The sequence below is a fragment of the Psychromonas sp. KJ10-5 genome (assembly GCF_055808325.1).
The window spans coordinates 503,378-516,630 of sequence record NZ_CM147864.1; the positions used below are offsets into that span (position 1 = coordinate 503,378).

Consider the following 13,253-nt stretch of genomic DNA (forward strand, 5'->3'; position numbering starts at 1 on the left):
TTAAAAGAATCTACTTACAGGCTTTGTTCTATACATTATAAGTGGCCTCCCCATTTATTAAACGATAATGAGCTCACTTCATAACTCTATAATGGAGTTTTACCCCTTAAAAAGCTGCAAGTACGATAAACGTCTATGGTTAGACTCTCTGATGAAAGTTTGCATTGAATCTAATCGGTAGTGTTTTTTTAATCATAGTTTTTACTTTGTGCTGTTCGTTGTTTACCTGGTTGGAAGGGACTGATTATTATTGGTGTGAAGCTCAAAGCTAAACCTCCCCCTAGGGTAGATTTTTAATAATTAATAATAAAGCAATCTATAAGTTCCGCGAGCACGTATAGACTAATAATTAAGCTATTCTTTTTCGAAAATAACTTACTGTTTAAGTTTGTATTGCTGATTTAGCAACCGATTTCAAAGGACAATGAGTTAATTACTTTAACTTAATGTAAGCCGAGAGGTATCACTCATTACCGTTAGATACAAACCAGTTTAGAAGAGGAAATCTCTATTACAGTAAGGTCAATGTGAGTCATTACTAAGCGTAAAACTGCGTGTTTTGCTTTTTAAATATAAAGTGATGATAGTAAAAGTTAAAAATCCTGAGGCGCTCTCTTAAAACTCGTAAAGTCACAAAGCAATGTAATTAAAATTAATTTTTTTATCACAGGGTTATTTAATAAAATGACTTCTACTGAAAATTTATGTCATTACGAATGCCATATAAAGTAATAAACTTTCAGTTTTTTTTAAAAAAGTGTGAGCTGTCACGGGGAAGGTTATAAAAAACAAGTCCGAATATCACCCTGTCAGAACTTCAACTAAATAAAATTTAAATGTAATTTTTTTATCATCTGGGTTGGTTTTGGTTGAAATGTAAAGCACTTGTTAATTTGTTTTTACAGTTTTTCAAGTATTTAACTTATGAATTAATATTCACTTTTACCGCATGTAAATTCATGTTTGTGCATGTTTTAGCGCTATTTTTTTGTATATGATAGTCATTATTCTTCGTAATCTAATTTCTTCGATATAGCGGCTACCTACATATTTAAACGTGTTTGGGGAAATTAATGTTCAAAAAAGTGATCTAGGTTTCATTATCTTGCATTCTTTAGCCTAAAGAGTATAAGTGAATAAGAAAATTGGATTTTATGTCGCTTAAAAGATAGAATAGCGTCGAATTCTCACCTCTAACAGTAGGGTGGTTATCAATAATTCGTGTACTGGCCCTATGCTAGTAGGGTTGTCATGCGAGTTATTTACTAAGCAAGGACGTTTTGTAAAAGTGCACTTTTCTCAAAAAAGTAGTTTTCTTACAAAAAGTAATAAAAAATTAATTGCTTGTTTTTTGTTCAATAAATCACAAGCCGTGTGTAGCACTTCGAAACATTAGATTTAGCAGTGCGGGAAATTTTTACTGTTTTATCTTGAAGGACATGTTTATGACTAATAAAGAGCAGAATGCTCAAGGCCTTTATGTGCCAGAAATGGAGCACGATGCCTGTGGTATCGGTTTTGTAGCACATCTTAAAAATAGCAAGTCTCACAAAATTGTGACACAAGCTTTAGATATGCTAGCGCGTATGGAACACCGTGGTGGTCAAGGTTGTGATCCATGTAGTGGTGATGGTGCAGGTATTCTTTTACAAAAACCGCATGAGTTTTTAGTAACTGAAGCATTAAAAGAAGGGATTACCCTTCCTAAGTTTGATCAATATGGCGTAGGTACCATCCTATTCCCTAAAGATAAAAATCATCGTGATCATTGTCGTGACATTTTAGCACGTACCGCTGAACGTCTTTGTCTTGAAGTCATTGGTTACCGCGTTCTTCCTACAGATAACTCGATGATTGGTGCTGACCCCCTAAGCAGTGAACCACAGTTCGAGCATATGTTTGTTACTGGTGGCCCAGATATGGAGCCGGCTGTATTAGAGCGTAAATTATTTATTTTACGTAACTACGCAACACGTATTTGTCTAGAATCAGTCAATGGTATTGAAGATAACTTCTACATTAATACTTTTTCTTATAAAACGATTGTTTATAAAGGGCAGTTAACTACTGAGCAAGTACCTCAATACTTCTTAGACTTACAAAACCCAAGTATGGTAACTGCATTAGCGTTAGTTCACTCTCGTTTCTCTACTAATACATTCCCACGCTGGCGTTTAGCGCAACCGTTCCGTTACATTGCTCACAATGGCGAAATTAATACGGTTCGCGGTAACATCAACTGGATGAAAGCGCGTGAAGCATTGCTAGAAGCAGAATACTTCACTCGCTCTGAATTAGATATGTTAATGCCAATCTGTACTGATGGTATGTCTGACTCAGCAAGTTTCGATATGGCACTGGAGTTATTAGTACTTTCAGGTCGTAGTCTTCCTCATGCATTAATGATGATGATTCCTGAAGCTTGGCAAGAAAATAAAAACATGGATCCTAAGCGCCGTGCTTTCTACCAATACCATGCAAACTTAATGGAACCTTGGGATGGCCCAGCGTCTGTTTGTTTCACTGATGGTGTGCAAGTAGGGGCAACGCTTGACCGTAACGGTTTACGTCCATCACGTTACACTGTAACTAAAGATGACTTCCTAGTGATGGCATCTGAATCAGGTGTTGTAGAAATTGAACCTGAAAATATTAAGTTACGTGGTCGTTTACAACCTGGTCGTATCTTCGTTGCTGACCTTGAGCAAGGTCGTATCATCTCTGATGATGAAGTGAAAGATGGTATTGCAGCAAGAAAACCTTATGAAACATGGTTAGAAAACAACTTAGTTAAGTTAGAAAACCAACCTGCGGCATTAGAGCGTAATATTCAACCTGATGCAGGTAAGTTATTAAAACGTTTACAAGCTTTTGGTGTGACATCAGAAGAAGTTAACGAAATCATTCTACCTATGTTCCGCGATGGTAAAGAGCCATTGGGTGCTATGGGTGTGGATTGGCCGTTAGCTGTGTTATCGCATCAATCTCAACATTTGTCTCATTACTTTAAGCAGTTATTTGCGCAAGTAACTAACCCACCAATCGATCCGATTCGTGAGCGTATGGTTATGTCGCTTAATACATACTTAGGTAAAGATCAGAATTTATTGTCTGAAACACCTGAGCATTGTCATAAAGTTGAGCTTGAGTCACCTGTATTAAGTAATGCTGAATTACAAAAAATTAATGCACTTGATGATAAACATTTACAAGCTAAAACATTAGAGACTTTCTTTGCTGCTTCTGGTGAACCAGGCAAGTTGAAGAAAGCACTGGCACGTATTTGTCGTTACGCAGAAGATGCAATTCACGATGGTTACTCAATCATCATTCTTTCTGACCGTAACGCAACGTCTGATCATGCGCCAATTCCTGCTATGTTAGTAACAGGTGCGGTACATCATTACTTAATCAAACGTGGCCTACGTGCTATGTGTGATATCGTTGTAGAAACTGGCGACGTACGTGAAACACATCATTTCGCAACAGTAATTGGTTACGGTGCTTCAGCTGTTAACGCTTACTTAATTGAAGAGATGATTGTTGACCTTCAAGCTAAGAAACGTTTACCTGCAGAGAAGTCTGTAGAAGATATCTTTAAGTCTTACAAAGCGGCAATCGATGCAGGTCTATTGAAGATCTTCTCGAAAATGGGTATCTCAACGATTCAGTCTTACCAAGGTGCACAAATATTTGAAGCATTGGGTATTAGTAAATCAGTTGTTGATGATTACTTCAAAGGCACAGTAACGCGTATTCAAGGTCTATCGATCGATGATATTGCGAATGAAATTTTAGTGCGTCATCGTTTTGCTTATCCATTACGTGCAGTACCTGTACAGCGTTTAGATGTAGGTGGTGTTTACCAATGGAAACAACGTGGTGAGAAGCATTTATTCAATCCAACAACGATTTCATTACTGCAAGAATCAACGCGTAATAAAAACTACGAACAGTTTAAACAGTACGCTGAAACCGTTGATAAACAAGGTGATGATGCTGCAACGCTACGTAGCCAGTTTGAGTTTGTACCGAAAGCATCGGGTCCAATCTCAATTGATGAAGTAGAGCCAGCTGAAAATATTTTAAAACGCTTTGCAACAGGTGCGATGAGCTTCGGTTCTATCTCACATGAAGCTCATTCAACGTTAGCGATTGCGATGAACCGAATTGGCGCTAAGTCAAACTCTGGTGAAGGTGGTGAAGATCCTATCCGTTTCAAGCCAAAAGAAAACGGTGACTGGGAACGTTCAGCTATTAAGCAAGTGGCATCAGGTCGTTTTGGTGTAACGTCTTACTATCTAACTAACGCAGCTGAAATCCAAATTAAAATGGCACAGGGTGCTAAACCAGGTGAAGGTGGTCAATTACCAGGTCATAAAGTTGATGACTGGATTGGTCGCACGCGTCACTCTACGCCGGGCGTAGGTTTGATTTCACCACCACCGCATCATGATATTTACTCAATCGAAGATTTAGCACAGCTTATCTACGATTTGAAAAATGCGAACCGTGAAGGTCGTGTTAACGTTAAGTTAGTATCAGAAGCAGGTGTAGGTACGATTGCATCAGGTGTTGCTAAAGCAAAAGCTGACGTTATCTTAATCGCTGGTTTTGATGGTGGTACTGGCGCATCACCTTTATCGTCTATCCGCCATGCAGGTTTACCGTGGGAATTAGGTTTATCTGAAGCACATCAAACGCTCATGAAGAATGGTTTACGTAACCGTGTTGTTCTACAAGCCGATGGTCAGATGAAAACACCACGTGATTTAACGATTGCAGCGTTGCTAGGTTCTGAAGAGTGGGGTGTAGCAACAGCAGCATTAGTTGTTGAAGGTTGTATCATGATGCGTAAGTGTCACTTGAATACGTGCCCTGTTGGTATTGCAACGCAAAATAAAACATTACGTGAACGTTTTGACGGCCGTGTAGAAGATGTTGTTACTTTCTTCGGTTACATGGTGCAAGGCATGCGTGAAAACATGGCTAAGCTAGGTTACAAGACGATTACTGAAATGGTGGGTCAAACACAAAACCTTAAAGTGCGTGATGATGTAAGCCATTGGAAATACAAAAACCTAAACCTAAGCACAATTCTATTTAAAGAAACGGCTAAAGAAGATGATGGGATGTTTAATCAAACGACTCAAAATCATAACCTTGAAGCAGTATTAGATAGAAAACTGATTGATTTAGCTAAACCGGCACTAGAAAAAGGCGAAGCAGTATCGGGTTCATTCCCAATTACTAATATCGACCGCTCGTGTGGCACCATGTTGTCAAACGAGATCTCAAAAGTGTACAACGACCAAGGTTTACCACAGCCGATGCAAGTTAAATTTAACGGCTCTGCAGGTCAATCATTTGGTTGTTTCCTTGCTAAAGGTGTTGAGTTTACTGTTGAAGGTGATGCGAACGATTACTGGGGTAAAGGTTTATCTGGTGGTCAGATCGTGGTTTATCCTCATCGTAATTCAAGTGTTGTATCGAAAGACAACATCATCGTAGGTAACGTATGTTTCTATGGTGCAACGTCTGGTCAGTCTTACATTAACGGTATGGCTGGTGAACGTTTCTGTGTACGTAACTCGGGTGCAGAAGTCGTTGTAGAAGGTATCGGTGATCACGGTTGTGAATACATGACTGGTGGTATCATGGTTAACTTAGGTACAACAGGTCGTAACTTTGCGGCAGGTATGAGTGGCGGTGTTGCTTATATTTGGGATAAAGATGACACATTCACAGCTAACTGTAATATGGAACTAGTTGATTTAGATCCGTTAGATGAAGCTGATAAAGCGCTATTAATTGCTAAAGTCACTAAACATTTAGAACTTACTGAGTCTAATACAGCAGCAGATTTCTTAGCTGATGTTGAAGCAAGCTTAGCTAAAGTAGTGAAAGTAATGCCTCGTGATTACAAGGCTGTATTAGCGGCTCGAGCGAAAGGAGAAGCATAATGGGTAAGCCTACTGGATTTTTAGAATTAGGTCGTGAATTGCCACCGAAAGTATCGGTAGAAGAGCGCCTAAAAAACAATAAAGAGTTCGTACAAAACGACGTGTTTGGTAAGAAGGTCAATGACCAAGCTTCTCGTTGTATGGACTGTGGTGTTCCTTTCTGTCATAGCGGTTGTCCGATTGGTAACATCATCCCTGAATTCAATGACGCGGTGTACCGTGAAAGTTGGTTAGAAGCTTGGGATATCCTAAGCTCTACTAACAACTTCCCTGAATTTACTGGTCGTGTTTGTCCTGCTCCTTGTGAAAGCTCGTGTGTATTAGGGATCAATCAAGACCCAATTACAATTTGTAATATTGAAAAAACCATCGTAGAAAAAGCTTACGAAAATGGTTACGTAATGCCTAAAATCCCGACATCACGTACGGGTAAAACAGTGGCAATCATAGGTTCAGGTCCTGCTGGTCTTGCAGCAGCTGAGCAATTAAACTCAGCGGGTCATACTGTGACAGTTTATGAGCGTGACGAAAAAGTAGGTGGCTTATTACGTTTTGGTATTCCTGATTTTAAACTAGGTATGGACGTTATCGATCGTAAAATCGCGGTAATGGAAGCAGCTGGTATTAAGATGGTTGTGAATGCACATATCGGTGTTGATTTCGATGCTAAAGATTTACGTAAGCAGTTTGATGTTGTGTTATTAAGCGGTGGCTCTACTGTACCTCGTGATTTACCTATTCCAGGTCGTGACCTGAAAGGTGTTCACTTTGCAATGGAGTTTCTAGGTCAAAATAACCGTCGAGCTAACGGTATGGATCTTAAAACAGAAGAAATCCATGCAGCTGACGATCACGTAGTGGTTATCGGTGGTGGTGATACAGGTTCTGACTGTGTTGGTACCTCAAACCGTCATGGCGCTGCTTCAGTTACACAAGTGGAAATCATGCCGATTCCACCTGAAAAACGTACTGTTAACATGCCTTGGCCTTCGTACCCAATGATTTTAAAAACAACCACTTCACATGAAGAGGGCGTGGATCGCCATTGGTCTATCTTGACTAAAGAGTTTATTGGTGATGAAAACGGTAACGTTAAAGAATTAGTCGTTGCGGATATCGAATGGGAAGAAGCAGCACCGGGCCAACGTCCAAACTTTAAAGAAGTTGAAGGTTCTGTTCGTTCAATTCCTTGTACTAAAGCATTCTTGGCAATGGGCTTCTTACACCCAGAACCAACAGGTGTTTTAGCACAATTAGAGATTGGTCTTGATGAGCGCGGTAACGTTAAAACTGACGATTACCAAACAACTCAAAGTGGCGTTTTTGCTGCTGGTGATATGCGTACAGGTCAATCACTGATCGTACGTTGTATCAATGAAGGTCGTGAAGCAGCACGTGCAATTGATACATACCTGATGGGTAACACTAACCTTGAATGTATCAACGATTCATTAATGATCGCTAACTAAACCCTTATTATAATGGCCGAACATTTATTGAACTGATTTGAGTGATAAATTAACCAATCATTTGTTTTAAATTATAGTAAAAAGATAAACCCCCTCTCTTTTTTAGAGTAGGGGGTTTTTTTGTGCTTAAACTAGTATAAAATCTCGCCCCCCTGAACTCGGTATTTAATACCGATTATATTAAATAAGTGAGCTAAATTAATGTGCAGGAAAAATAGCCAGGATGATTGTTTAAGGTACTCCTTGAGCAAATTGATAGCCGCTATTTATTCTGACAAATAGAGCACTTAATTAGTGTGATTGGGACTTTATCGTTCAATTAAAACACATTGCCTAGAAACTGTATTCCTGCAGTTTCGAATTTAATGTAGACCAAAGGAAAGTTTCATGTCTTTAATCGACTTCTCAGCTTCGATGCTGTCGATCTTACCTGCTGCCGTTGCGCTCGGGTTAGCTATTATTACTCGCCGCGTACTCATATCACTTGGTATCGGTATTATCTTAGGTGCTTTATTGCTGGTTGATTACTCAATCGTGGATGCTGGCAAATACATTTTCAGTACAGTTAAAAGTGTTGTTGTGGAAGATGGTGGCCTTAATACTTGGAATATGAGTATTGTTGCCTTCTTGCTATTACTTGGCATGATGACTGCCGTGTTAACCTTATCTGGTGGTACGCGCGCTTTTGCTGATTGGGCATTGGATCATATTAAAGATAAACGTGGTGCATCACTGCTTGCGGCATTCTTGGGTGTATTTATCTTTATTGATGATTACTTTAACAGTTTAGCGGTTGGCTCCATATCACGCCCGGTGACGGACCGCTTTAACGTATCACGTGCCAAACTAGCTTATATTCTTGATTCTACTGCTGCACCAATGTGTATCTTGATGCCAGTGTCGAGTTGGGGTGCTTATATCATGACCATTATTGGTGGCATTTTAGTTAGCCATGGCATGACTGAGTATTCGCCATTAGGGGCTTATGTCGCCTTAATTCCAATGAACTTCTATGCGCTATTTACCTTGTTAATGGTGTTTGCTGTTATCTTATTTAAATTAGATATAGGGACCATGAAGCAACATGAACAAGCTGCTGAAAATAATGCGACAGTGGAAGATGCTAATCATGTTGATTTACAAGACGAGCTAGGCATTGAAGAACACCAACGAGGCAAAGTCGGTGACCTAGTTTACCCAATTATCAGCTTAATCTTAGCCACTTTATTCTTTATGGTTTATACCGGTAACAATGCACTAGTAGAGGCTGGTAAAGCATTTTCTGTATTAGGTGCTTTTGAGAATACTGATGTAGGTGCGTCATTAGTTTACGGTGGTTTGGTAGGCTTAGCATTTGCATTGTTCACTGTACTTAAACAAAAACAATCTTTTGATAATATCCGTTTTGCTTTATGGGTGGGTGCTAAATCGATGTTTGGCGCTATCATCATCCTGTTCTTTGCTTGGTCAATTGGCAGTGTGATTGGTGATATGAATACCGGTAATTATTTATCGACACTCGTACAAGGTAATATCGGTTTACATTGGTTACCGGTGATTTTATTCGTATTATCTGGTGCGATGGCTTTCTCTACAGGTACATCTTGGGGCACTTTCGGTATCATGCTGCCGATTGCTGGTGATATGGCGGGCGCAACGGATTTAACAATGATGCTGCCTATGTTAAGTGCGGTATTAGCGGGCTCAGTATTTGGCGATCATTGTTCTCCAATATCTGATACTACTATCTTATCTTCAACGGGGGCACGTTGTCAGCATATTGACCATGTTTCAACACAGTTACCTTACGCATTATCAATGGCATTAGTCTCTATCGTTGGTTTTGTAGTAATTGGCTTTACTGGATCTATGGCTATTTCGTTGACTGCAGCGAGCATTGCATTTATTGCAGTCATTGCTGCTATGAAGATGATGTCTAACCACTAGTTACTTTACGCTTATCTTAAATATAAAAAGCAGGTTCGCCTGCTTTTTTTGTCTTTATAGTTCAAAGTTTTACCATTTTATTATTTGCTTAGTCGATCCTTTCCCCTTATATTTATTACTTCATTAATTTTAACTTTATGTCACTTTTATTTCATATTTTAGCCATACCCTTGTCATCTTCTTTGACTAGTTTAGAAAGTCTTACGCTTAATAAAAAATGGAATTCAAAATATTATGTCAACATCGCAACAGCAGTACTTCGATAGAGAACTTAGTTGGTTATCCTTTAATCAAAGAGTGTTACAAGAAGCTCAAGATAAAACTGTTCCTCTGATCGAGCGATTACGTTTCTTAGGCATTTATTCAAGTAATATTGATGAGTTTTATCAAGTGCGTGTTGCCAGTGTTAGACGCGTGGCGTTTTTAAGTCAATTTCAGAAAAAAGATAAAGCAAAGCAATTGTTCTTGGAGATTCAAGAGAAAGTACAGCAACTACAAAATGAATTTGACCAAACCTATCAAGAGTTATTATTGCTGTTAAGCGATCACGATATTGATCTGATTAACGAAAAACAACTTAATGAATATCAGCAACAATGGTTAACAGAGTATTTTCAAAGTGAATTAAGCAGCCATGTTTTCCCGTTGATGATTACTGATAAAATCAATCTAACTGAACAAATAAAAAATGATTGCACCTATTTAATGGTTGAGATGCGTACCGCAGAGGAAGACCTGAAAGACCATTATGCATTAGTCGAGGTGCCAAGCGATGTGCCCCGTTTTGTAGAGCTGCCTGTCGATCAAAATAGTAAACAAAAAAATATTATCTTAATTGATAATATAATTCGTCACTCTCTGCAGTCAGTATTTAGCGTATTTTATGACTTTAGCCATACTCGTGCTTTTTCTATTAAGCTAACCCGTGACGCTGAATTTGAAGTACATGGCGAAATTAATCAAAGTTTATTAGAGAGTATGTCCAGTGGACTTCGTTCCCGTTTAAATGCAGAGCCAGTACGTTTGCTTTATGACAGAAAAATGCCTGAAGCTATGGTTGAAGTATTGAAAAAAGGCTTAAAAATAAAGTCCAACAAACGTTTAAACGAGAGTGGCCGTTATTTAAGTTTTAAAGATTTTATTCAATTTCCATCGATTGGCTCTAAAGATCTACGTTATAAAAAATTACCTGCTTTACCTCATATCGTATTGGATAATTACCGCAATATTACGCAGGCGATTAAAGAGCAAGATATTTTACTGTATTACCCTTATCATAAATTTAGCTATTTTACTGAATGGTTAAGACAGTCTGCCTTTGATCCACAGGTGGTCAGTATTGAGATATGTTTATACCGAGTAGCAAAGAGATCTGCGGTTATTGAAGCACTAATTGAAGCAGTGAAAAACGGTAAGCATGTACACGTTAATATTGAACTGCAAGCGCGCTTTGATGAAGAAGCGAATATCGAATGGGCAGAAAAGCTATCTAATGCTGGTGTCCATGTGACCTATGGCGTGAGTAACTTAAAAGTACACGCTAAATTATGCGTAGTGACCCGTGAAGAAGAAGGGGAAATTATTCGTTATGCACATGTTGGCAGTGGTAACTTTAATGAAAGTAATGCCCAAATTTACACTGATTTTAGTTTGTTCACGTCGGATTTAGATATTTGTACTGAATCCGCTCAGGTATTTGAGTTTATTAAATCACCTTACTTACAGTTTAAATATAAGCATTTAATTGTATCGCCAACGCATACCCGCGATAAAGTGATTGAGTTAATTGATAAAGAGATTAAATACGCTAAACAAGGCTACCCGAGTGAAATCATACTTAAGCTTAATAACTTAGTTGATGATATCTTTATTGAGCAATTGTATCGTGCCAGTAAGGCTGGTGTGAAAGTCACTCTTATCGTACGTGGTATTTGTGCATTGGTGACTGGTGTTTCAGGTCAAAGTGAAAACATTACCGCTGTAAGTATTGTTGATCGTTATTTAGAGCATGCACGTGTTTCTATTTTCTCAAACGGTGGCAAACAACGTGTTTATATTTCCTCTGCGGATTGGATGACGCGCAACATAGAAAGACGTATTGAAGTAGGGTGTCCGATTTATTGCCCTAAGGTACAAAAAACCATTATTGATATCATTAATATTCAATTAGCTGATAACTGTAAGGCAAGGATTCTTAATACAGATCAGTCTAATGAATATTTAACGCCGAAAAAAGGCGACGAACCACTACGCTCGCAAATGGTAATTTACGACTATCTTCAAAAAATTAATAAAGAAGAAGCTAAAGCACTAAAATAATACCGAGTACTTTATTGGTGACATCGTTATAACAATGAGGAATAAATATGAATGAGGACTGCCATTTAGTCGCTATTGATTTAGGTTCAAATAGTTTTCATTTGATTGTAGCAAGAGAGTTAACAGGCTGCATTCAAACCGTATTCACTAATAAGAAAAGTGTTCGTTTAGCCAGCGGCTTGGATGAAAATAAAGTCTTATCGGAAGAAGCGATTCAGCGTGGCTTAGATTGTCTCGCTGAATTTAACCAACAACTGTCAGGGTTAACCTGTCGTGCAGTTCGCATTGTTGCCACTTATAGCCTTCGCGTAGCCGTCAACAGTGATGAGTTTATTGAACGTGCTAAAGCCATTTTCCCCCACCCCATTGAAGTGATCAGCGGCGAGCAAGAAGCCAAGCTAATCTATCAAGGTGTCGCTCACACCTATCCGCTTAAAGGCACGACGTTTGTGATGGATATTGGTGGTGGCAGTACCGAATTCATTATTGGTAAGCGTTTTAAAATTAAATTTGCACAAAGCTTAGAGATGGGGTCTCGCTCTTTTGCACAACGTTACTTTGGTAAAGGTGAAGTCACTCGTAAAGGCATGCGCTTGGCTCAAGCTGAAGCAAGACAAACTTTAGCGCCGATTGTAGAGGAGTGTTTGCAACTCGGTTGGAAGGGGGTGTTAGGTACTTCTGGCTCCTACAAGTCAATAAAACAATGCATGTTAGAGCTACACGGTGATAGTCATATCACTGAAAAACGTGTGCGCCGTTTAATTGCACAATTTGTGGGGGCTAAAACCTTCGATAAATTAGGATTAGAAAGCGTTGAAGAGAGCCGTTTTGAACTAACAGCAGCCGCATTAGCCATTGTCAGTAGTTTTATGGATGAGTTTGCCATTAAGAACATTAATGTCTGTACTTCAGCGTTACGTGAAGGGGTGCTATACGGTTTAAGTAGTACCGAAGAAGATATGGCACCACGTGACCGTACCGTGAATAACCTATTGCACCTACATCGTATTGACCAAGTTTTTAGTAGGCGCGTGTTGTTACAGTTACAACTGTTTAATCAGCAGCTGTCTGATCAAGGCAAAGCGCTCGACGATATGCACTTTATGTTCCTACGTTATGCCGCTTTGCTCCATGAAATTGGCATTAATATTCATTCTAAAAAGCGTCAACATCACGGCGCTTATATTTTGCATTATTCTGATATGCCGGGGTTTAGTGAGCAGGGACAGGAAATTATAGCCACTATGGTGGGTGATCACCGAGGTAAAATTAAACAAGCTATTGTGTCAGATATGATCAGTGAAAGTGAGTATTATCAATTAGTACAATTGCTCAGAGTAGCGATCATTTTAACTTTAGGGCGTCGAGACTTCCCTTTACAGTTAGCAAAAATAAAGCTCAATGGGGATAAGTTACAACTTGATGTACCCGCGGTTTTATTTAAAGAAAATGACTTGTTTGCTATGTTACAAAAAGAGGTCGCTCAACAACATAAAGCAGGGTTAACCTTGAAAGTAATTGCCGAATCTATCGAACTGTAAACCCACATAAAAGT

The 13,253-nt window shown here is 38.9% G+C and carries 5 protein-coding genes; all 5 read left to right on the top strand.

All coding sequences use genetic code 11. The features are described from left to right. Window positions 1-1,445: 1,445 nt before the first annotated feature. The 5 genes from gltB to AC0L3W_RS02495 all read left to right on the top strand — a co-directional run bounded on the left by gltB (window position 1,446) and on the right by AC0L3W_RS02495 (window position 13,239). Window positions 1,446-5,963 carry a glutamate synthase large subunit gene (gene gltB, locus AC0L3W_RS02475; protein WP_290038539.1) on the top strand — a complete coding sequence of 1,506 codons (4,518 nt, stop codon included), beginning with the start codon at window positions 1,446-1,448 and terminating at the stop codon, window positions 5,961-5,963. Continuing rightward, window positions 5,963-7,432 (top strand): glutamate synthase subunit beta, encoded by a 1,470-nt coding sequence (locus AC0L3W_RS02480; RefSeq protein ID WP_409439752.1) that lies wholly within the window; start codon window positions 5,963-5,965, stop codon window positions 7,430-7,432. Before gltB ends, AC0L3W_RS02480 begins: the two co-directional genes overlap by 1 nt. 387 nt (window positions 7,433-7,819) lie before the next feature. Continuing rightward, the gene (locus tag AC0L3W_RS02485; protein WP_409439751.1) at window positions 7,820-9,379 is read left to right on the top strand and encodes a Na+/H+ antiporter NhaC family protein; all 1,560 of its coding nucleotides are present in this window, start codon (window positions 7,820-7,822) and stop codon (window positions 9,377-9,379) included. Window positions 9,380-9,613: 234 nt separating this feature from the next. Continuing rightward, a complete protein-coding gene (gene ppk1 / locus AC0L3W_RS02490; protein WP_290038535.1) occupies window positions 9,614-11,698 on the top strand; it encodes a polyphosphate kinase 1 in 2,085 nt (694 codons plus the stop codon). A 47-nt stretch (window positions 11,699-11,745) separates the two neighbouring features. Further along, window positions 11,746-13,239 (top strand): Ppx/GppA phosphatase family protein, encoded by a 1,494-nt coding sequence (locus AC0L3W_RS02495; protein ID WP_409439750.1) that lies wholly within the window; start codon window positions 11,746-11,748, stop codon window positions 13,237-13,239. Window positions 13,240-13,253: the final 14 nt, after the last annotated feature.